This window comes from Microbacterium sp. NC79 (assembly GCF_019061125.1).
In the GTDB taxonomy this organism is placed as follows: Bacteria; Actinomycetota; Actinomycetes; order Actinomycetales; family Microbacteriaceae; genus Microbacterium.
Genome location: NZ_JAHQYI010000002.1, coordinates 437,314 through 459,030 on the forward strand (window position 1 = coordinate 437,314; position 21,717 = coordinate 459,030).

Sequence of the window (21,717 nt, forward strand, 5' to 3'; positions counted from 1 at the left end):
AGCGACGGCACTCCACCAACCTGGGGGATAGTTAAATGACGACCGAATCGACGACCACCGTGGCAAAGCAGCCGCTGACCGCCGGAACCATTGTCAAACGATCTGCGCTCACGCTCATCGCAATCATCGTTGTCATCGTGATTGCGGCATCAGCGCTCCTGAACTGGACGATTCAGCGCCCCTTCCCGACCTACAACGGCGCCGCCACGGTCGATGGGCTGACCGCCGAGGTCACCATTCAACGCAACGAGCAGGGCGTGCCCACGATCACCGCGCAGAACACCGACGACCTGTTCTTCGCCCAGGGCTACGCGCACGCGCAGGATCGTTTCTGGGAGATGGACTTCCGTCGCCACGTCACTGCCGGCCGCGTCGCCGAGCTTTTCGGCAAGTCCCAGGTCGGCACCGACAAGTTCTTGCGCACCCTCGGCTGGCACGAAATCGCCGAACAAGAGGTGAAGGCGCTCGACGAGACGACGCTGAGCTACTACGAGTCTTACGCCGAAGGTGTCAACGCGTACCTCGATGAGCGTCAGGGCGGCGACCTTGCCCTGGAGTATTCGGTGCTTGGTTTAACCACGCCAGGCTATGAACCCGAGCCGTGGACACCCACCGATTCCGTGGCGTGGCTGAAGGCGATGGCCTGGGATCTGCGCACCAACATCGAAGATGAGACCACGCGCGCCCTGCTTCTGCAAGACTTCACCCCCGAGCAGATTGCTGAGCTCTACCCCGCTTACCCGTTCGACGAGCACCCCACCATCGTTGACGCTGCGACGCTACCGACCGTCTCTCAGGGCGCTGGTGATGGTTCCGGAACCATGGCGTCCGGTTCGGGAGCATCAAGCGGAACGGTGGAAGTTCCGACCGTTGGCGCCTCCGGCATCGAGTGGGCGACGGCGGGCGGCGTCCTGGAGGCCGTCGAGAAGCTCGTGGGCGATGCTGGAGAAGGCATCGGCTCAAACTCGTGGGTCGTCTCGGGCGAGCACACCGACACCGGCCTGCCCCTGCTCGCGAACGACCCCCACCTCGGTGCGGCGTTGCCGAGCGTGTGGACGCAAATGCAACTCAAGTGCGCGCAGCCGTCACCTGCGTGCCCGTTCGACGTGGGTGGCTTCAGCTTCTCCGGGCTGCCTGGCATTGTGATCGGCCACAACGAGACCATCGCGTGGGGATTCACCAACCTCACCACCGACGTCGCCGACCTCTACGTCGAGCGTGTGCAGGGCGATCAGTATTGGCGCGACGGTGCCCTCGTTGACTTCGAAGAGCGCACCGAAATCGTCAAGGTGGCCGGTGGCGATGACATCAAACTCACCGTCAAGTCCACCGTGCACGGGCCGATCGTCTCGGGCCTCACCGGCGACTTCACACAGATCGCCGACGACGCCACTTACGCGAACGCACCCGAGGGCGACAGCTATGCGGTCAGCTTGAAGTGGACGGCCCTCGAAGTCACCACGACCCCTGCCGCGATTTTTGCGCTCAACACCGCGCACAGCGTCGAAGACTTCCAAGCCGCTGCCGCCCTGTTCTCCGTGCCAGCGCAGAACCTGATCTACGCAGATGTCGACGGAAATATCGCCTATCAGGCTCCCGGAAACCTGCCGATCCGTGGTGCAGGCGATGGCTGGATTCCGCAGCCGGGGTGGGACAGCGCCTACGACTGGCAGGGCTACATTCCCTTTGCCGCGCTTCCGCGGGCGGTCAACCCCAAGGCGGGCTACATCGTCACCGCAAACGCTGCGATCGTTGATGACTCCTACCCCTATTTCCTCTCCCGCGACTGGGATGAGGGATACCGCGCCGACCGCATCGTGAATCTCATCGAGGCGGCGATCGCCGAGGGGCCGGTCACCGCCGATCAGATGCGCGCGATTCAGATCGACCAAGAAATGTTTATCGGCAAGCGTCTCACCACTGCGGTGGCGAACGTCGCGAGTGACCGGGAAGGTGTACAGACAGCCCTTGACCTCCTCGCCGGTTGGGACGCGCAGAACGCGAAGAGCAGTGCGGCCGCCGCCTACGCCAACGTGCTGTGGGACACACTCGTCATGGCGATGTTCGCTGAGCGTGATGTTCCGGCGCCTGTCACCGGTCAATCACGCCTCTTCCTCGTCGTCGATGGATTGCTCAATAACCCTGAATCAGAGTGGTGGGTTAATGACGAGCTGGGCATCACGTCGAAAGACGACATGCTCGTCTATGCGGTCGAGAAGGCCTACGACCGCATGGTGGAACTCCAGGGTGATGACCCGACGAAGTGGAACTGGGGCGCGCTGCACGCCATCACACTGCGCTCAGACACCTTCGGCTCCAGTGGCATCGCGCCGATCGAGTGGCTCTTCAACCGCGGCCCCTACGACGTGGGCGGTGGTGCCAGCGTGGTCGACGCGACCGGCTGGACGATTGGCAAGAGCTTCGAAACAACGACGGTGCCTTCGATGCGCATGGTGATCGACGTCAGTGATTGGGATGCCTCGACCTGGATCCACCTCACCGGAACAAGCGGTCACGCGTTCCACCCCAACTACGTCGACCAGACGCCGATGTGGGCGGACGGCAAGCAACTGCCGTGGGCCTTTACGAAGAGGGCAGTTGCCGCCGGAACCACCGACACGCTCACGCTCACGCCGAAGAAGTAGTAGCGAGCACACCCGCCGTTCCGGGAACCGCATACCAGCCGGGCACAATTGTCATGCGTTGTACCCGGGAGGAGTCGTCGGCAGCGTATAAACACGCACCATGTACGCGCCATAAAATGCGAACACGAAGGCCAGCACTACGAAGAGAACCGCCAAGATCACTCCGATCGCGACCATCTCACCGATCCCGTTGCTGGCACCCACGAGGGCGAGCCCAAGGCAGAGCAGCGACAGGATCCCGAACGTCGCCACGCCAATCCACGTTGACGCCACCATCCGGCCGCGTTGACCAGCGACAGGTAACGGCAACTGACGCACGGACAGGTATTCACTCCAGCGAGCACCCGTCCACCACCGCGGCAGCTTGGCCGACGGAGCTGCGTACCAGCCGGGAGCAATCGCCCCAGGCTCCGTGTGGCCCGGCCACGGCATCGTGCGGGGATCAGCGTATGGCGCCAGCGAAGGTGCGGGAAGCTTCTCAATCTTTCTACCCAGCGCAGCGCTGATAACGCTAAGAATGCCGACGATGAAGAGGAAAACCGCGAAAGCGACGTCGACGTTGTCGCGACTCAGTGCAGCAAGTCGAGTAAGGCCCAGGAGCACCAGGATGCCGCCCAGCAGATACGACATGGTGGGCGTTTGCGAACGGGTCTTCTCGTACACAACGGCACCGTCGCGCAACAGAATCGTGCGAAACTTCGCGCCGTCCCACCAGCGCACATCGCTGGTTCCGGCAACCCCATACCAACCGGGTGCGATATTCATTGTTTTGTCCCCTTACGTAAACCGCTCTCTCACCCTACGCTGTGGGGCTCGACCCTCAACAGCGGTGGGAACGCAGTCACATGTGGGCGCTACTCCGAAGCGATGTCTTTCGCGTCTTTGAGCTCGTCAACGAACAATGACTCTTCGTCGATGGTTCCGTTACGGTACGCCTGACGGCCGACCATGTGTGCCGATAGCGGCGCCGTAGCGAACTGCACGACGACGATGGCGACAAGCATTGCGGTCGCGGGGAGCGAGCGGGCAGACAGCGCGATCGCGAGGCAGATCAAGAGGAAACCGAGCACCTGCGGCTTGGTGGCTGCGTGCAGGCGCGTAGGTACATCACGAAAACGCAGCAGGCCAACAGCCGCCGATAGGCACAGCAGCGCACCGATCAGAATCAGGATCAGTACCGCGAGGTCAAGAATCTGGTCACCGGTCATGAGGTCTGGTTATCCCTCCGTGCGACGTAGCGGGCGACCGAGATCGACCCGAACACCCCCACCGCGGCAATGATGAGCAGCACAGGCAGCGATCGAGTGTGGTGGTTGATCGCCATTTCGGCACCCAGCACGCACATCACTTCGGTGAGTAAAACGTCACTGGCGACGGCGCGGTCAAGAATGGAGGGCCCGCGCACGATGCGGTAAATCGTCAGTACCGCGGCAATGCCGAAAACAATAATGATGACGAGCAGGAGTGGGCTCATGCTGTGCTCCCGTGGTGTGCGGCCTCACGCTTTTTCAGCGCTTGCATCTGCTCTCGAGAGCCAACGGCGCGTACGATGCGATCTTCCCAGCGCAATACGCCAGCACGCTGACGCTCCACGTCATCGAGGCTCTTCACCCCGATGATGTGGAGGTACAGAATGCGGTTCTTCCTGTCGGTTTGTACGACGAGAGAACCGGGTATCAGCGACGCGGTGACGCCGACGTGCGTCATGATCAGGTCGTCATCGGTGTCAAGCGGAACCGCAATGATGGCGGTGCCTGGGCGCTTGCCGTTCCAGACATGCCAAGCCACCTGCAGTGAGCCCATCACCACGGCGATCGTAAATGTCACCGCGAAGATGAGCCCGTACCAGAGGTTAATACGGCCGGAGAGTTCAGCGGGAGGCAGGCGGAACACGCGCGTCGTGAAGATCGCGACAATGGTTCCGGTCAGCAACGACAGCACAGTGAACTGCCCCCACAGCAGCATCCACAACAGAATGAGCCAGACAAAGAATGGGAGCTGGGTCCATAACGCTCGAGCGGCGGTGCGACGATTGTCAATCATCAGCGACCTCCAGGTTCTCCAGTGAGATCGGCGTGAGCAGCGCATCTCCGACGCGCATGCAGACGTCGTAAAGCGGGCCAGCGAACACCGTCAGCGCGACCGTGACTGCGACCATCCCGGTGGTGGCCGCCGTCATAATGCGCGGGATCACGCGCTGCTCCCTGGTGTCGTCAGCGGCAGGCGCGTTGCCAAGGTAGCTGATGCGCAAATCGGTTTCGACCGAGTCCTCTTCTTCGCGCCAGAACGCAAGGTTCCACGCGCGCATGAGTGCGTACAGCGTCAGCAGGCTTGTCACAATGCCGCCGATAATCAGCACCATCATGAGGGGCGTGCCTTCATCGGCGGCCGCGCTAAACAGCGCGAACTTGCCGATGAAGCCGGAGAACGGTGGCAAGCCACCCAGGTTAATCGCTGGGATGAAGTACAGCACGGCGATGAGCGGAGCCGCCTTCATCAGCCCGCGCACGCGGAGGATCGACGTGGAACCAGCTTTTCGCTCGATAAGACCGACGGCAAGAAAGAGGGTGGTTTGCACGACGATATGGTGCACCGTGTAGTAGACAGTGGCGCCAATCGCCGCCGGAGTTGCAATGGCAAGGCCGAAGATCATGTAGCCGACGTGGCTGACCAGAGTGAATGACAGGATACGTTTCAGCTCGGCCTGCGCGACCGCACCCAGAATGCCCACCACCATTGTCGCGAGCGCAACGATCAACAGCAGCGTGTTGATATCGGACGAGTTGAACAGCTGCGTTTCGGTGCGAATCAGCGCATAAACGCCAACCTTCGTTAGCAACCCCGCGAACACTGCGGTGACCGGGGCAGGCGCCGTCGGGTAGGAGTCTGGCAGCCAGAAGCTCACGGGGAAGACGGCGGCCTTGATGCCGAACGCGATGACAAGCATCAGGTGCAGAACGAGCTGCGTGCTTTCGGGCAGCTCCCCCATCCGCTCGGCAATTTGCGCCATGTTGACGGTGCCGAGTGCGCCGTAGATCATGGCGATCGCTGCGAGGAACAGAATCGACGAGACGAGCGAAACGACGATGTAGACCACGCCGCTGCGGATGCGCGACTCGGTCGAACCCAGCGTGATCAGGACGTAGGAGGCGACGAGCAGAATCTCGAACCCGACATAGAGGTTGAAAAGGTCACCAGCGATAAACGCGTTGAAGATACCGGCGCCCAGAATCAGGTACGACGGGAAGAAGATGGAGACCGGGGTCTCACTATCACCGTCCGCTGCACCCTGCCCAACGGAGAACAACAACACCGCGAGGAGAACGAGACTGGAAACGGCAACAAGCAGGGCCGCCAAGCGGTCGACATAGAGCACGATGCCGAAGGGGATCGGCCAGCCGCCCACCGACACCGCGATCGGGCTGCCGCCATCGACCGCGAACAGCAGGGCTCCTGCGATAACGAAGACGACGGTGAGCGTGACGATCGACGTGATGATCTGCACGCGACGCATGCGCCCGAAGATTAGCGTGATGGCCGCTCCGAGCAGGGGGAGCGTCACGATCAGCGGAACCAGGATGCTCATATCCATCAACGCTCACCTCCGTTCGGGGTCGGTTGGTCGGGGGTGTCGACGGGTGCGTTGTCGTCGATGCCAGCGAAGTCACGCGTGTGGAGCACGGTAATCGGCGACGTTTCGGTGCCCACGAAGTCGGTGGCGATGTCTGGATCGTCGTCGCCGAACTCTTCGTCGTCCATGACGTCATCTTCTTCAGCACCACGCTCACGAACGGCGATGTCGGTCTCGTCGTCTTCAACGATGTCGGCCTCGCCGAGTTGCCATGATCGGTAAATCAACGCAAGCAGGAAGGCGCTGACGGCGAACGTGATGACGATGGCTGTCAGGGTGAGCGCCTGCGGGAGCGGGTCGCTCATCTCTGACACGTCGCCAGAACCGAAGAACGGCGCAATACCGGGAGCGCCCATCACAATCAGCAGCAGCAGGTTCGTTGCATTACCCAGCAAAAGAAAACCGATGAGCACGCGTGTGAGCGAGCGTTCCATCATGGCGTAGACACCGGCAGCGAAGAGCACGGCCATGATCACAATGAGCGTTGATGAAGCGTTCATACTCGCTCCAATCGCCGGCGTCGTTCCTGGGTTTGACGGTCAACTTCTGCGCCGAGGCTACGCAGCACATCAAGCACCAGGCCGACTACAACAAGGTAGACACCGATGTCGAAAAGCGTCGACGTCACGAACTCGACGTGCCCGATCACCGGAATTTCTGCCTCCCAGAAGGTGCTTTCCAGGGGCGCCATGCCGAAGAACATCGGCACGACCGCCGTCAGCACCGCAATCGTCATACCGGCACCCAATAGCATGCCAGCATCGGTGGGTGCGGCGGCTCCCAGTTCGTGTCGCCCACCGGCGATGTACCGCATCACGAGCGCCATCCCGGCGACGAGCCCACCGGCGAAGCCGCCGCCAGGCAAATTATGGCCGGCGAAGAGGAGGTAGATCGAGACGACGATGATGGTGTGGAAGAGAATACGCACGATCACTTCGAGCATGATCGAACGGCTTTCCTCGTTCATCATCTGACCGCCCACGAGCCAGGCACGCGGATTGCTGCGGTTATCGAGCGTTTGAGCGGCGACGCCATTGCCCGTCTCGACAAGCGGGCGGCGACGCCCCCTCCGCGTGACCGCTTTCGGAACCGCGCGGGTCTGTGACAACAGGTCGGCGCGGTCGGTGACAAACACCAACGAAGCGACACCGGTGGCGGCCAGAATCAGGACACTGAGCTCACCCATGGTGTCCCACCCACGCAGGTCGACAAGAGCGACGTTGACGACGTTCTTGCCGTGACCGTACTCATACGCGAGCGGCGGAAACTGGTTGGAAATTGGTTCCGCCACACGTGCCCCTGTCGCCACCACGGCAACCGCTGCCATCGTGAGACCGACAGCAGCAGCCAGCACGGCACGGGCAATCGGAGCAACGGAACGATTGTGTTGGCCCATGCGGGCAGGAATACGGCGGAGCACGAGAGCGAAAGCGACCAGAGTCACGGTCTCGACAAGAATCTGAGTGAGCGCGAGGTCAGGAGCCCCGCTCGTAGCGAAGAGGACGACCATGCCAGAACCGGTCACAGAGACCAGCACGACACCGGTGTAGCGCTTGGTGACCCGAACGGCGAGGATGCCGGCGAGAATCATGAGCGGAGCAACGACGATTTGCACGGGGCTATGCCACGCGGCCAAATCAATCCGCCAGTCTGGCGATGACAGCAGCGCCGTCGCCTCGGCGCCCACGAACACGATGAACACGATCGCGACATAGATCGGGAGCGAGCCGCGCTGGGTAAGCGACGTCGTCACCACGGAGAGCTTGTCGATGCCGCGCATGACACCGTTGTAGGCGTCAGCCGCGGTGAAACGAAGAAAGCGGTCTGCGCTGGTCGCGGCGCGGGTCACCCAGAAGATCGCAAAGCCGAGAATCAGCGCGGCAAGCGAAACAAATAGGGCGGGTTCGAGTCCATGCCAGAGTGCGAGATGCGCCGCATGCGGCTGCGCGCTAGAGCCCGGCGTCGCGAGGGGCGCGGTAGTGGCGTACAGCTGAAAAGCCGGATCGAGCCAGCCGGCGGCCAAGCCCGCAAGCAATGAGAGCGATGACAGGATGACGGGTGCCGACAGAAATCCCATCGGCGGATCCGGCCACTCGGTACGTTGCCGCGCGGTTCCGTCTGCCGTCTTCTTCGTTGCGTAAGCGCCCCACAAGAACCGGCAACCATACGCCATCGTCAGCACCGAGCCGAGACCAATACCGATGAGGCCGACCCAGCCCCAGGGCGAGCCACCCTGTGCTTCGGTCAAGAACCCGGTGAGCGCGCCCTCTTTCGCGACGAAGCCGATCGTCGGCGGAAAGCCCACCATGCTGGCCACCGCAATCGTCGAGAACACCATCATTACTGGCGCCTGCCTGCCCACGCCGCTGAGTTCGGTGATGTTACGGGTGGAGAGCTGACGGTCAATGACACCGACGATGAGGAAGAGCGCGGATTTGAAGAGGGCGTGGCCGAGCAAGAGCCCAAGCCCGGCGAGTGCGGTTGCCTGGGTGCCCATCGACAGCACCGTGGTGAGCAGGCCGAGCTGACTCACCGTTCCGAACGCAAGGATGCGTTTCAGGTCGGTCTCACGGATCGCTTGGAAGCCGCCAAGCAGCATCGTGAAGACGCCAAGTGAAATGATGATCGGTCGCCACACCGGGTCATCGGCAAACGTCGGCGCAAAGCGCGCGAACAGGTAAATACCGGCCTTCACCATGGCGGCGGCGTGCAAATACGCGCTGACCGGCGTGGGCGCGGCCATCGCGCCCGGGAGCCAAAAGTGGAAAGGGAAGATGGCCGACTTAGACAGGCCGCCGATGATGATGAGGACAAGCGCGGCACTCACTACCGGCCCCGTCGGCGCCTTGGCCAGAATCGTGCTCAGTGACGAGGTTCCGGTGTGCACCACCAACAGCACGGAACCAACAAACATCAACAGGCCGCCGAGGGTCGTCACGAGGAGCGCCTGCAGCGCAGCACGGCGGCTCATCGCACGGGCGTGATAGTGGCCGATGAGCAGGTAGCTGAGAATGCTCGTGAGCTCCCAGAACATCACGAGCATGATGATGTCGTCTGTCAGCACGAGCCCATACATCGCGCCGCTGAAGGCGAGCAACACCGCGGAAAACTGGGGAAGGTTGGTGGGCTTGCCCGCGAAATACCACGCGCAATACATCAGCACGAGCGCGCCGACGCCGGTGACGATGAACGTCATCAGGAGGCTGAGGAAGTCCATGCGCATCGACAGGTTGATGCCGAGCTGCGGAATCCACGCGTAGGTTTCGGTGACGGTCTCGCCGGAGAGAATGCGCGGCGTGAGGCTCAGGGCATGCCCGAATGCGGCGGCCGGAAGCAGAGCCGCTGCGATGAAGGCGCGAGCACCCCAGACGCGCGCGAGCCACACGATTACTAGAGGAGCAATCGCGAAAATCGCGAGGATTGTGAGCATGTGTTCGTCTTCGCTCGTCGTGCCGATTTAACGGACTGGCGGGCAGGGCTGTATTAGTTTACCGGCGATTGCGGTGGTGGTGCCGTCGTATTGCCAGGACGGAACGTGCACGTAAAGCGAACAGAGGGCGCGTTTTCCCCGTGCAGCAACCGAGAGATCGCGTCTCCGACCGCCCGGCCTTTGTCATATGCCGGTTGGTGCAACGTAGTCAGTTGATAGGGGGCGAGACCGTCAACGGCGACTCCGTCAAAACCAGTCACAGACAGGTCTTCTGGTACCCGCAAACCCCGTTCTGTCGCCGCTCGGATCACGCCAGCCGCGAGCAAATCGCTCTGCGCCAAAATCGCCGTTGGCTGGTGCCGATCGAGAATCGCGCGTGCCGCTTCAATACCGAAGTCGACTGACGATCCGCGGGCAGAAAAAACAATGGGATTATCGAAAACTTCTCGCACACCCGCCAGTCGCTCGCGTGTGACATCGATGCCTGGCCTCCCCGTCGCCGACTCGAACCCCGGTTCAGAGTTAGGCCCCCAGCGCAGCGATACGACCGCGACGTCACGGTGGCCGAGACCGGACAAATGATGCGCAAGCTGCGCCTGCGCATCGGTGTTGTCGAGAGAAATCACCGGCACCCCCCACGCGGGGTCTCCTTCGACGGTGACCACAGGGATGCCACGCTCGCGCAGGGTCTGCACAAGGTCACAGGTATTGCTGTGGGATCCGAAGATGACGGCGGCATCGAGCGGAACCTCGGTGGCGGCAGGCGTTTGGCCATCGTCGCGAAGGAGCAGGATACCCGCACCGAGGTGCGCAACCGAGGTCGCGATGCCATCCATCGTGGCGATGGCAATGGGGTCAAGAAACGCGGTGCGTAGCGATGACGTCAAGACCACCCCGACGACGCCTGAGCGTCCGGTACGGAGGGATGCCGCGCGCGGGTTGGGGCCGCGGTAACCGAGCTCGGCGGCGGCTGCGCGCACGCGGGCGGCGGTCTCGTCTGACACCTTGATCTTGCCGCTGAAGACGACCGATGCTGTCGATGCGCTCACACCCGCAGCACGTGCCACGTCAGCGATTGTCACTTTGCCTGCCATCGGTCTCCTCCCCTCTCGACAGTATCGCGTATCGAATCGATTCGGTACAGTTAGGCGGGTGGATAAGGTAACGACTCGAGGCCAACTTCTACGGTGGAAGCTCGCGATCTTCGCGATCTTCTTTGCCAGTGGCCTCAGCATCGCAACGTGGGGAGCCCGTGTGCCCGCGATCAAGGTCGCGCTCGGCATCGACAACCTGCAGGTGGGGCTGTTGTTGCTGGGGGCTGGCATCGGCTCGCTCCTCGGTCTCAGCATCGCGTCGTTCTTGATTGCCAGGCTCGGTACGCGTCGCGCCATGCCCATTACGATCGTGATCTTCGCCGTCGGCCTCGTGATTATCGGCCTCGGTACCGACGTCGCGCACTCCTATCCCCTCGTGATGGCAGGGCTGTTTCTCTTCGGCTTCGGAAATGGTGCCACCGACATCATGATGAACGTCGAGGGTGCGGCGATCGAAAACCACACAGGCAAGACGCTCCTGCCGATGTTCCACGGTCTCTTCAGCCTCGGCACCGTTGCCGGGGCATCCCTCGGGGCGCTCGCGATTCGCCTCGACTTCTCGGTTGCCGCGCACTCGGCGGTCATGGCTGCACTCATCTCGTTGGCCGCGATTCTGGCTTTCACCAATGTGCCGCGCTCGGCCGTCGAAGCTGCCGTCTCCCAGACCCCAAGCGCCCGGCCATCGTGGCGCGAGCGCCTGGCACCAATGATCGAAGCGTGGAAAGACCCACGCACGTATGGCATCGGCCTTGTGATGCTCGGCATGTCGTTCGCCGAAGGCGGTGCGAACGACTGGCTTGCGCTGGCGATGGTGGAAGACCACGGAACCACGGAGGCGCTGGGCGCGCTGGGGCTCGCAACGTTCTCGGTGAGCATGACGGTGGTGCGCCTGTTCGGCGGCCCGCTCGTTGACCGTTTCGGCCGCGTCGCCATCCTGCGTGCGCTAGCCCTCAGCGCGACGACCGGCATGGTGCTGTTCATTCTCGCCCCCTCCGTCGAACTCGTGTTTGTGGCTGCGGTGCTGTGGGGGGCAGGGGTCTCGCTCGGATTCCCGCTCGGCATGTCTGCCGCCGCCGACGATCCGGCACGTGCCGCTGCTCGCGTGAGCGCCGTCGCAACGATTGGCTATGTCGCTTTTCTTTGCGGGCCGCCCCTCCTCGGCCTCATCAGCGAAAACATTGGCCTGCTGAACACTCTGTACATCCTGGTCGGCCTGGCCATCATTTCCGGACTCGCCTCAGCATCCGCGCGGGAGTCAAAGCCACAACGGGCAGACAGCTAGCCGCGATTTCGGGGGCGAGTGCGCGTTGCATGCACAGCCGCACGGCTTCCTCTGGCACACGGGCAGATGACGCGCGCGTGTCGCGCGATTCCGTGACGTAGGCTTTCGGGGTGCGTCTTGTTATTGCCCGCTGCAGCGTTGATTACACCGGCCGTCTAAATGCGCACCTTCCGGAGGCCACCCGCCTCCTCGTGCACAAGGGCGATGGTTCCCTTCTGGTGCATTCTGACGGCGGCTCATACAAGCCGCTGAACTGGATGAGCCCGCCTTGTTCGCTTGCCGTCGAAGACCTCGATGACGATGACCAGGCGCAGGGCGTCGTCGAGCGTTGGCGAGTCGTGCACAAGAAGTCCGGCGATGCCCTCACCGTGCGCATCTACGAGATGATTCACGACTCCAACCACGATCTCGGCATCGACCCTGGTCTGCAAAAGGACGGCGTCGAGGCCGACCTGCAGCGCCTGCTTGCCGAGCAGATCGAACTCGTTGAAGACGGCGCAAGCCTCGTGCGACGCGAATACATGACCGCGATCGGCCCCGTTGACCACATGGTTCGTGCCGCAGACGGAACCCACATCGCCGTTGAGGTCAAGCGTCGCGCTGGCATTGATGCGGTTGAGCAGATCACCAGATACCTTGAGCTCCTCAACCGCGACCCGGTGCTCGCGCCAGTGCGCGGCGTGTTGGCTGCGCAGGCGTTTGCCCCTCAGGCCCGGACCCTCGCGACGGACCGCGGCATCGAGTGCCTCGTGCTCGACTATGACGCTATGAAGGGCATCGATTCCGGAGCCCCGACCCTGTTCTAGGCCATTTCGCCGCTCAGCGCACCATGCCCGATAGGGTGGCAGGGTGACTGGAGCATCGCAGTGGTCCTGCGTTTTATGGGACATGGACGGAACCATCATCGACGCGTCCGAGGGCATTTTGCAGCGCTTGCAGGTGACGTTCGATCGGCTCGGTAAGCCCGCCCCGACGCGTGACGACCTTATCGATTGGATCGGACCACCAATGCTGGAGTCGTTCCAGCGCAATGCAGAGCTCTCCGTCGACGAGGCTCATTCCGCTGTCGAGTTTTACCGCTCGCTACACGACCTGACCGACATGGGTGCAGGTACTCGCGTCTACGACGGTGTCGTCGATCTGCTCAGCGAGGTCGCGGCTGCTGGCGTACCGCAGGCCATCGCCAGCTCCAAGCCGGAGAGCCAAGTGGTTCCACTCGCCCATGCTTTCGACATCAGCGGCGACTTTGTCGCTATGGTCGGCGCGACGGACGACGGTGTGCGGCGCGCGACCAAGGCTGACGTCGTGCGCGAAGCGCTCAAGCGCCTGGAAGCGGCGGGCGCTGACACGTCGCGCCCGGTTCTGATCGGTGACCGCCGCCACGATGTCGAGGGTGGCGCCGCATGTGGCGTGCCCGTCATCCACGTGACGTGGGGCTTCAGCCACCCGCACGAGGGGGATGGTTCCATCGCCTCCGCCACCACCGCCGCCGAACTTCGAGACCTCCTCCTAACGGCATAGCCATGGAGTTGCTGCCCTGGATTGTGGTCTTCGGAACCACGGGTGTGCTTTGTCTTGTGGCAGGGCTTGCGATCCGCGGATACCGTCGCACGCCGCGAGCGCGCGCACGTCGTGAAGTGACGTGGACCCGCACAGGGCAGGCGTTGCTTCGACTCGACACCGCGATCGAGGAGAGCGACATTGAGCTGGGCCTCGCCGGCGCGATGTATGGCGGCACCGCACCACGCACGCTCGCGGCCGCGCGAGCGCACGCCGCGAATGCCCGCGATGATGCGTTCGCGCGCTACCAGCGGGCGTTGGAGAACAAAGACTCACACCCCGGAGCGGTACGCGATGCCAGGCACGTGGGTGATCTTGCCAACCGCGCGCTGCTGAAGCTGGAAAACGCGCAGCTGGAGCACCAGAAGTGGCTCACCGCGAATGCCGATGCTCCCGCTCAGGTGGCCGCAGCTCGCGGGCGACTGTCCGAAATTGTCGCGGAGATGGGGGATCCGACAGCGCTTGAGCGCGACCTTGCTACACAATTCGCGGCTACGGAGTGGGCGCCAGTAAAAGACGCGAACGATGCGTTGGAGCGAGCCCTTGCCGAGGCCGAGCGTGCCATCGCCCGTGCGGAGGAGAACGTCAGCGAACCGGGCAGGTCAGTCATGGCCGACCTGGCGGCAGGCGAAAAGCAGTTGCGTGCAGCGGAGGCGGCGTCTCTCGTGGCCGATCAGGCACACCGGGCTGTTCTCGATGCGAGCATCGCGGTCGCGAGCGAACTCGCGAGCGTGCGCGCAGACATTACGAAGGGCGTTGCCCTCCAGAAGACAGTGCCCGTCGAGGCGGCACAGCGTTTTGGTGCCGAGCTGGAGCGCGCTCTCGCCGATGTCGAACAGATTGAACCGCGTGCTGACCGCGAACCGACCGCAGTGATCGCCGAGATCTCCCGCATCCGAGATCGTCTCGATGTTGCGCTCGGCAATGCTCGCACGGCCCGGGATCGTATCGAGGGTGCGCGTAACGCCCTCCCCGCAACGACGGCAACAGCCCGCCGTGCAATCGCGCACGCGGAGGCGATTGTCGTGCAGGGATCGAGCGCTGATGCTCGTGTGCGGTTGACCGAGGCCCACGATGCGATGGCCTCATCACGCAGTGCAGAAGACGCCGTTTCCGCTCTTGATGCGGTGCGCCGCGCCATCCGGCACGCCGAAGACGCCGAGGCTCTCGCGAACTACGCACGCACGATCGGTCGCTGACCTGCCTGCTGCCTAGCCAGGACGTCCCGGCCCGCCGCGGACGTTAAACGAAGACGCGCAGCGCCGAGACGAAACTCCGCACGCCGCATGCCGCACGCCGCAGCAATATGTCACACCGTGTCGACTCGCGCCGCTCTCTCAACGGCCAGCACTCAGCCCACTCGCGAGCGAATAGCGCTCGCCGGCCCGCGTGGTGAACACCGGCGTAAGTATGACGAAAGCCCTCACACACACGCGTGAGGGCCCGATTCGTCATCGAATCAGAGAACGGTGATGTTCTCTGCCTGCAGGCCCTTCGGGCCCTGGGCGACGTCGAATGCGACGCGCTGGTTGTCTTCCAGCGTGCGGTAACCCGAGGTCTGAATCGCCGAGTAGTGTGCGAAGACGTCAGCGCCGCCTTCGTCCGGGGAGATGAAGCCGAAGCCCTTCTCGGAGTTGAACCACTTGACGGTTCCGGTGGTGCTGCTCATTCTTTGCCGTTCTTTCGGGCTCGCCACACAGCAAGCCTGGGGTAGGGATTGTGTGACCAACCTAGTGGTTCCTTGGCCTCCTGAAAATGGATTATGACGAAGGTGACGTAATTGTTGCCTTGTAGCAACGTCTCGGAAACACGCGGTCAGACACCGAAAGCGCCGCACTTAGACGGTGAGCACGGACACACAGACCCCGAACCAGATGAGCGGCGTCGCCCCGAGAACGATGAACATGCCCTGCCCGATCTTGCGGGTTTGATATGGAATCACGAGCGCCGTGGCCACGATCGGAAGCACGGCAAACGACAGCGTCATTCCGGCAAATCCTGCGAAGCCGCCAGCACCCTCAGTCACAACGAAGAAGAGAATGCAGAGCACGACAACGAGAACGCCGCCGAGGATGCCCCACCAGATGCCTGGGCGACGATCCTCCACCGGTGGCGGCATCATGCCTGGCTGATACCCACCGGAACCATACGGGTAGCCGCCGGCGCCGGGCGGCCCATAAGCACCGGGCGTCGGCGGGCCATAAGCACCGGGTGTTGGCGGCCCATAAGCACCGGGCGTCGGCGGCACAGAGCCCCCTGCGCCCGGTGGCGTATACGCGCCTGGGGCGTGGGCGCCCGGGTCATTGGTGCCCGGGTCATTGGCGCCCGGGTCGTGGGCGCCTGGGGCGTGGGTGCCCGGGTCATTGGCGCCTGGTGCGCCTTCGGGCGGAAGCGGCGGCACGATGGGGATCGGCTGTTCGTCTTCCGGCCGGGGGCCATTACCGTTCGTTGACATCACTTCTCCTCAACTGTGTGCGCGGCTTCCACCTGGCGCGCCAATCCTCGACACCGTGTTCATCCCGCTCAGCCGACACCATCACGCGGTCACCTCCAGCGCATTGGGTCCGCTGGATACTGCAGCACGCGGAACCAGGAGGCGCCCGCGGCGCGCAAGCCACATGATGCGCGCCGCAAAGAGCGGGATCGTCACGATCAAGAACATCTGTGGGCGCGTGAGACCGAGAAAAGCCACCTCGTTTGCCCGCACGAACTCTACGAAGAACCGAAAAACTGCGTAGGCGCCGATGTAGACAGTCAGCATCTCCCCTGGTGCGAGGCGTGAGTGCCGCAGCCAGAACCAGAGCACGACGAACATGATGGCGTGAAAAGCGATCTCGTAAACAAACGAGGGGTGCAGTCCCACGCCGGCCGCCGACCCGGTGTACTCGGCCTGTTCTGGTGTGAGCACAATGCCCCAGCCACCCCGGGTGGGAGCGCCCGGGTTCTCGGTGAGGAGGCAGCCGATGCGGCCAAGGATGAGGGCGGCGCACACGGCAGGAGCGAAATAGTCACCCGTGCGTTCGCGGTACCCCACGATCTTTTTCGCGATGTGCACCCCGAGCCAGGCGCCGACGAGGCCGCTCAGGATGGAGGCGTTGCCTCGAATCATGTGTTCGGTAAACGGCAGGTTTTGAGAAAAGTCGAGGTGCTGCACCCAGGTGCCCAGGCGCGCCATAATGCTGCCGCCAGCGAGAGCGCCGATCACGAGCCACGGCATGCGCGGGTCGCTCACGCCGCGACGGCGCAACTCCCACCAATAGATGACACCCGCGGCGATCAGCCCGAGCAGCACGAACGCGGAGTGCGTGTCGATCGCCGGGCCGAAGCCGAGGAGGGTGTCAATCGTGGGATACATGTCAGCTGAACCAGCCGCTCACAAGATTGACAACGCCCCACACCCAAAACGGGATCGCCGCCGCCGCCACCACCGCGAGCGCCACCAGATACGTCAGCACCAGGCGGGTGTCGCCGAGTTTGCAGCGCGAGCGCAAGAGGCCAGCCGCCCGCGCCCGCCGGTAACCGCCAATAGCGACGAGGGCGAACACCAGCACCGCAATCGGCCCGGTGAGCGCCGCAATCGCGGCAATCGTCGCGAAGACGCACAGCCGGAGCGGGTCGAACGGCAGCCCAACCGACTCGTCATACTGCCGAACGTGTGGCATCTCACTCATGCGCACCCACCGGTTCCGCCTCACCGCGCGTCACCGCTTCCCGCGCATCCGCACCGCCGTGTGCTTGCGCATCGCGCGCATCGGCATCGTCCCGCGCATCCGCACCACCGCGCGCTCCCGCACCGCGCGCATCCGCGCCCCGCGCCTCGGCACCGTCGCGCGCCACCGTATTCCGCGTATCGCGCGTCACCGCATCCCATGCCACAGCACCACCCCGCGCCTCAGCCCCAACACGCTCCGCCTCGGCACGGACAGCGTCGGCATCGGCGCTCCTGCCCGAAGCCCCATCGCGCACGCTGATCACCGGCCCGAGCCCGACCGGTTGTGCGTTGCGCGCGGTCGCGGTCGAAATGCGCTGGCGCGACAGCGGCGCCCACGCCTGCACCGCGCAGAACGGCGCACACTGGTGCGCTGCGGTGTCGTCGTTGACCGTCGCCACGTGCACGCAGCACTGAGTGAGGCGTTCTTCGATCATGGTGTTGATGTCCATAAACGGCTTCACCGTGATGCGCAGCACGCGCTCGCCGAGCATCTTGCGCAGCCGCTTGTGTTGACCAGGCAGCACGGTCGTTGCCAACGCCGTCAAGGTTCCGATACCGATGTCGCAGTTGACGCAAATGTCTCGCCAAATCGATGACATCGAGGGGTGCGACAGGCTGGACTGCTCGCTGAACAGGTCAAGCAGCGAGTTCTTCACCGCCTCCTTCATCGACGCGTTAATCGAGCTGTCTGCGATGCGGTTCGCGATCATGTCGGGCTCAAGATCAAGAAACTGCTTGAGCTTTTCATGCCCGATAAGCGAGGTGAGCGAGCGCCACTGTGCCGAATCATCCTTCAAGAAGTAGCCGACCGAGCAGCAGTGCGGGTGCGAACACGGCAGCGCCGTGAGGTCGCGCCACGTGATTGCACCGTCGGTCTGCGGCCCGAGACGCGTGAGTACTCCGGTATGGGTGAGGCGATCGTTGGGGTCGATGCCAGAGTTGCGACCGGAACCAAAAACCGGCTGAATCGTGACGCCGCCCACGTAGGGGGTCGCCTGCGCGACACGGATGACATCGCCAATCTCACCGTCGTTGACGCCCTGAGCTGCGGTCATGGTGAGGGTCATGAAAACCCCGGCAGCACTCAACCGCTCGATCGCCCGCTCTTTGAACCGGCGAATGTCGGCACCGCGGTGAAACTTCGAAGCCTCGGCCGAGGTTCCGTCGTACTGCAGATAGATCTCAACCCGCTCGCGGTGCTTCTTCAAGAACGCGACAAACTCGTCGTCATTCGCGATGCGCAAGCCGTTGGAGTTAAGCAAAATACGCACAACGGGGCGGGCCACCAGTTGCTCAATGAGTTGCTCAAGCCACGGGTACAGCGTCGGCTCGCCACCGGAGAGCATGAGCACGTCGATGCGGTTGTTCTCCCGCGACAGACGCGCATCGACGGAGGCCAGCACTTCGGCGAGCGGCGCGACCGCTGAAGCCGCGGGGCCCGACTCGGCGAAGCACGTCGGGCAGCGCAAGTTGCAATGGTCGGTGAGGTCTTCGAGCAGGATGCAGGTGTGCTGGGTCTGCATTTCGGGGAGGCCATCGAGATACGCGCTCGGCACCGGCTTAAAGTTGCCGCGCATATCGGGCACGTGCACCTTGGTGGGGGCTGTCCACTCCTCCAGATAGCTCAGAATCTCGGCCGATTCGTCGTACATCGTCCGGATCAATCCGTGCGTCTGGCAGCCACGCTCAAGATAGACCGTGTCGCCTTCGACAGCTAACCAGCCGGAGAGCCGCGCCACGTCGCTGAGCGGCCGATCCGGCTCCTCTTCATGGCAGAGCGGACAAAACGCATTCACATAACGGTGGATGCGATAGTCACGAAGCGGCTGCCCCGGCGAAGAATTGGTCATACGCGCACGGTACCAGCGCGAGCCACGCCACGGGTGTCACACCGACCGGTGTGTGGATAGCTGCTGCGCAGCATCCGGGGTGTGGATACCTGTCAGCCGAACAGCGACCGGCGTCAGCGCTTCTGCTTCGCGAGGCGACGCGTGCGCCACGTCAGCAGTGCGGCGACTCCGCCGAGAATGACGACGGCCACGACAATGGCGACAATGTCGGAAACACCCGCCGTCGCATTCATCGCGCTTTGCTCGATCGCGGCCTGGTCATCCGCGCCGAGAATGCTCGGTATTCCCGCCGTGCCCTGCGTGAGAATCAACAGCACGCCCATGCCGATCATGAGCAGTCCGCCGATGATGTTGGTCCAGGCGTTACGCCACTTTCCGATCACGAGTTCGCGCGGCTTCACCAGGTTGCGAATCGCCGGAACGCTGGTCCAGATGAGCGCGATCACGAGCAGAGGCAGCGTCATTCCGGCTGCAAAAGTCGCCATGATGAGTCCGCCGTGCAGCGTGCTCGAACTGAGCGCGGCAACCGTCAGCGTCGCACCGAGCAACGGCCCGGCGCACACGCCCGCGATGCCGTACACGGTGCCGAGCAGGTAGACCGACAGGGTCGTGGTTCCCTCCCCCGCCGCCGACCGGCTCAAAAAAGGCAGCGGGATGCCGAGCAGCTGAATCAGTCCGAAGATGATCACCAGAATCGACGCCCAGAACACAAAGGCGTTGCGGTGCGTGGTGATGAAGACGCCCAGGGTTCCTGCGAGCACGCCGAGCGGAACCAGGGTGGTGATGAGTCCGAGATAGAAGACGCCGGTGCGCCCCGCGATGCGTGTCGGTGACCCGAACGCGTACGAGAAGAACGCGGGCAGGAGCAGCACCGAGCACGGGCTCAGTAGCGTCAGCACGCCGCCGATGAACGCTCCAGCGAAACCGAGCTCCATGGCTATTCGACCTTGGCGAGCTCGAGCTGTTCGGTAATCACCTTGTGGAACGTCTCAATGGGCTGTGCGCCAGAGAAGTACGTGCCGCCGACGACGAAGAACGGAACCGCGGTGACGCCAAGCTGCTGCGCCTCAGTTGTGGAGGTGGCAACGGCCGCCGCGAGCGTCGGGTCGTCAAGGTCAGCGGTGAACTGCGCAATGTCGGGTACACCGACCTGCTCGGCGAAGCCGATGAGCTTCTCGCGCGGCATGTCCGGGTGCCCCGATTGGGGCGCGGCCGCATAAATGGCTTCGAAGTATTCGGCAAACTTGCCCTGGTTACCTGCCGCGCGGGCGGCAACGGCAGCTGCGGTGGAGTCGTCACCGAAGAACGACACATCGCGCACTTCGTAACGCACGAGCCCCTTATCGACGTATTCCTCCAGCACGACAGGCATGGTGTCGTTGGTGAACTTGGCGCAGAACGGGCACCGGTAGTCGGTCCACTCGATCACGGTGAGCGGGGCGTCAATGTCGCCATACGCCATCGGGTCGTTGGGGTCAGCCTTCGCGATCTGCTCGGCGAGCACCGGGCGATTCGGGTCAACCGTTTCTTCCGGCTGCCCGTCTGCCGCGGGCGCGCCATCGGTGGGGGCCACGCTCGGAGCCTTGTCGTTGCCCAGGTTCAACGCCGGCTTCTGCTGCGACAGCGGCTGTGCGATGGCGACGACGAGAAGGAACGCGGCCGCCGCACCCAGAATGATGTTCAGCGTACGAGAGCGGCGGAGCTTGCGCGTCAACGTCTCCGTTTCGTTGAGGACATCGCCGCCAGCAAAGGTCGCGGATCCGGAGGTGTGGGCGGCGGCAGAGTTCTCATTCGTCACCACACCAGGCTATGGGGTTTCACCTGAGCAGTCGCTCACTACCGCAAAGCGCACCCGCCCGTGCGCACTCGCCGCACCACAGGTTCCATGCCCGGCGACGCGGCGAGTACTGTCGAAACTGCGCGGGGCCGCGGCTCACCGCTGCTGCGCACCCACGCGGGAGAAATGAGATCGGGGCCCGTACGCCGCACGTTCCGGAACGCGCCGCATACATCGGTGGGCGTTTTACGATCGACGGAGACACCATCGTGGGTGAGATGGACGCCGTCTTTTGAACAGTGATGGAGGAATGATGGACCGCGCAGCCTACTTCGCCGCCAAGCTCGAGTGTGAGACCGACGCCAGTGACGTGCATACCGCTCGGCGAGCCGGCAAGAACATCGTCGTCATCGACGTGCGATCGGCCGAGGCCTTCGCACAGGGCCGGGTCGTCGGCGCCGTGCACATGCACTACTCCGAGATCGCCGAGCGCGCGCCGCGAGAGATTCCCACCGACGCCGAGGTCGTCGTGTACTGCTGGAGCCCTGGCTGCAATGCCGGCGCGAAGGGAGCCCTCGAGTTCGCGCGACTCAGCTACCGAGTACGCGAAATGATCGGCGGGTTCGAATACTGGGTGCGCGAAGGCTACCCGGTCGAAAATGCCGACGGCGTGCACCGCCGCCCGATCGATCCCCTCACCGGAATTCCGAGGATCCGCACCCGCACGTAACCGGCC

The 21,717-nt window shown here is 63.5% G+C and carries 21 protein-coding genes; 6 read left to right on the forward strand and 15 right to left on the reverse strand.

Going from position 1 to position 21,717, the window contains the following annotated elements; translation table 11 throughout:
- Positions 1-35 precede the first annotated feature (35 nt).
- Positions 36-2,645: a penicillin acylase family protein gene (locus tag KTJ77_RS12295; RefSeq protein ID WP_217338825.1), complete on the forward strand. Its 2,610-nt coding sequence runs from the start codon at positions 36-38 to the stop codon at positions 2,643-2,645.
- Between the two features lie 51 nt (positions 2,646-2,696).
- Here KTJ77_RS12295 and KTJ77_RS12300 read toward each other — a convergent pair whose 3' ends face one another.
- The 8 genes from KTJ77_RS12300 to KTJ77_RS12335 form a co-directional block, all read right to left on the reverse strand.
- Positions 2,697-3,410, reverse strand: coding sequence for a DUF2510 domain-containing protein (locus tag KTJ77_RS12300; RefSeq protein WP_217338826.1), 714 nt, complete (start codon positions 3,408-3,410; stop codon positions 2,697-2,699).
- 89 nt (positions 3,411-3,499) lie between these two features.
- Positions 3,500-3,853, reverse strand: a complete 354-nt coding sequence (mnhG, locus tag KTJ77_RS12305) for a monovalent cation/H(+) antiporter subunit G (protein ID WP_217338827.1) — start codon at positions 3,851-3,853, stop codon at positions 3,500-3,502.
- Entirely contained in the window at positions 3,850-4,119 is a 270-nt protein-coding gene (locus tag KTJ77_RS12310) for a monovalent cation/H+ antiporter complex subunit F (protein WP_217338828.1), read from the reverse strand. Before KTJ77_RS12310 ends, mnhG begins: the two co-directional genes overlap by 4 nt.
- Entirely contained in the window at positions 4,116-4,688 is a 573-nt protein-coding gene (locus tag KTJ77_RS12315; RefSeq protein ID WP_217338829.1) for a Na+/H+ antiporter subunit E, read from the reverse strand. The genes KTJ77_RS12310 and KTJ77_RS12315 overlap by 4 nt, the downstream gene beginning before the upstream one ends.
- Entirely contained in the window at positions 4,681-6,231 is a 1,551-nt protein-coding gene (locus KTJ77_RS12320; RefSeq protein ID WP_217338882.1) for a Na+/H+ antiporter subunit D, read from the reverse strand. Before KTJ77_RS12320 ends, KTJ77_RS12315 begins: the two co-directional genes overlap by 8 nt.
- A 5-nt stretch (positions 6,232-6,236) precedes the next feature.
- A complete protein-coding gene (locus tag KTJ77_RS12325; protein WP_217338830.1) occupies positions 6,237-6,776 on the reverse strand; it encodes a Na(+)/H(+) antiporter subunit C in 540 nt (179 codons plus the stop codon).
- Positions 6,773-9,706, reverse strand: a complete 2,934-nt coding sequence (locus KTJ77_RS12330; protein WP_217338831.1) for a Na+/H+ antiporter subunit A — start codon at positions 9,704-9,706, stop codon at positions 6,773-6,775. Before KTJ77_RS12330 ends, KTJ77_RS12325 begins: the two co-directional genes overlap by 4 nt.
- A gap of 53 nt (positions 9,707-9,759) precedes the next feature.
- Complete coding sequence (locus KTJ77_RS12335) at positions 9,760-10,800, reverse strand: LacI family DNA-binding transcriptional regulator (RefSeq protein ID WP_217338832.1); 1,041 nt, start codon at positions 10,798-10,800, stop codon at positions 9,760-9,762.
- 58 nt (positions 10,801-10,858) lie between these two features.
- Between KTJ77_RS12335 and KTJ77_RS12340 the strand changes: the two genes are divergently transcribed.
- The 4 genes from KTJ77_RS12340 to KTJ77_RS12355 all read left to right on the forward strand — a co-directional run bounded on the left by KTJ77_RS12340 (position 10,859) and on the right by KTJ77_RS12355 (position 14,841).
- Positions 10,859-12,082, forward strand: a complete 1,224-nt coding sequence (locus KTJ77_RS12340) for an MFS transporter (protein ID WP_217338833.1) — start codon at positions 10,859-10,861, stop codon at positions 12,080-12,082.
- Between the two features lie 110 nt (positions 12,083-12,192).
- On the forward strand, positions 12,193-12,888 hold the full coding sequence (gene nucS, locus KTJ77_RS12345; protein WP_217338834.1) for an endonuclease NucS: 696 nt from the start codon (positions 12,193-12,195) through the stop codon (positions 12,886-12,888).
- 43 nt (positions 12,889-12,931) lie between these two features.
- Positions 12,932-13,603 (forward strand): HAD hydrolase-like protein, encoded by a 672-nt coding sequence (locus KTJ77_RS12350; RefSeq protein ID WP_217338835.1) that lies wholly within the window; start codon positions 12,932-12,934, stop codon positions 13,601-13,603.
- Positions 13,604-13,605: 2 nt separating this feature from the next.
- Complete coding sequence (locus tag KTJ77_RS12355; protein ID WP_217338836.1) at positions 13,606-14,841, forward strand: hypothetical protein; 1,236 nt, start codon at positions 13,606-13,608, stop codon at positions 14,839-14,841.
- A gap of 260 nt (positions 14,842-15,101) precedes the next feature.
- Here KTJ77_RS12355 and KTJ77_RS12360 read toward each other — a convergent pair whose 3' ends face one another.
- The 7 genes from KTJ77_RS12360 to KTJ77_RS12390 form a co-directional block, all read right to left on the reverse strand.
- Positions 15,102-15,311 (reverse strand): cold-shock protein, encoded by a 210-nt coding sequence (locus tag KTJ77_RS12360; RefSeq protein ID WP_147826681.1) that lies wholly within the window; start codon positions 15,309-15,311, stop codon positions 15,102-15,104.
- A 168-nt stretch (positions 15,312-15,479) separates the two neighbouring features.
- Positions 15,480-16,097: a hypothetical protein gene (locus KTJ77_RS12365; RefSeq protein ID WP_217338837.1), complete on the reverse strand. Its 618-nt coding sequence runs from the start codon at positions 16,095-16,097 to the stop codon at positions 15,480-15,482.
- 81 nt (positions 16,098-16,178) lie between these two features.
- Positions 16,179-16,997 (reverse strand): prolipoprotein diacylglyceryl transferase, encoded by an 819-nt coding sequence (locus KTJ77_RS12370; protein WP_217338838.1) that lies wholly within the window; start codon positions 16,995-16,997, stop codon positions 16,179-16,181.
- A gap of 1 nt (position 16,998) precedes the next feature.
- A complete protein-coding gene (locus KTJ77_RS12375; protein ID WP_217338839.1) occupies positions 16,999-17,313 on the reverse strand; it encodes a hypothetical protein in 315 nt (104 codons plus the stop codon).
- A complete protein-coding gene (locus KTJ77_RS12380) occupies positions 17,306-19,204 on the reverse strand; it encodes a radical SAM protein (protein WP_254367776.1) in 1,899 nt (632 codons plus the stop codon). The genes KTJ77_RS12375 and KTJ77_RS12380 overlap by 8 nt, the downstream gene beginning before the upstream one ends.
- 113 nt (positions 19,205-19,317) lie before the next feature.
- Positions 19,318-20,139: a cytochrome c biogenesis CcdA family protein gene (locus KTJ77_RS12385; RefSeq protein WP_217338840.1), complete on the reverse strand. Its 822-nt coding sequence runs from the start codon at positions 20,137-20,139 to the stop codon at positions 19,318-19,320.
- Positions 20,140-20,141: 2 nt separating this feature from the next.
- Positions 20,142-21,002 (reverse strand): DsbA family protein, encoded by an 861-nt coding sequence (locus KTJ77_RS12390; protein ID WP_367948919.1) that lies wholly within the window; start codon positions 21,000-21,002, stop codon positions 20,142-20,144.
- 289 nt (positions 21,003-21,291) lie between these two features.
- On the opposite strand from KTJ77_RS12390, the gene KTJ77_RS12395 reads away from it, so the two are divergent.
- The gene (locus tag KTJ77_RS12395) at positions 21,292-21,711 is read left to right on the forward strand and encodes a rhodanese-like domain-containing protein (RefSeq protein WP_217338841.1); all 420 of its coding nucleotides are present in this window, start codon (positions 21,292-21,294) and stop codon (positions 21,709-21,711) included.
- Positions 21,712-21,717: the final 6 nt, after the last annotated feature.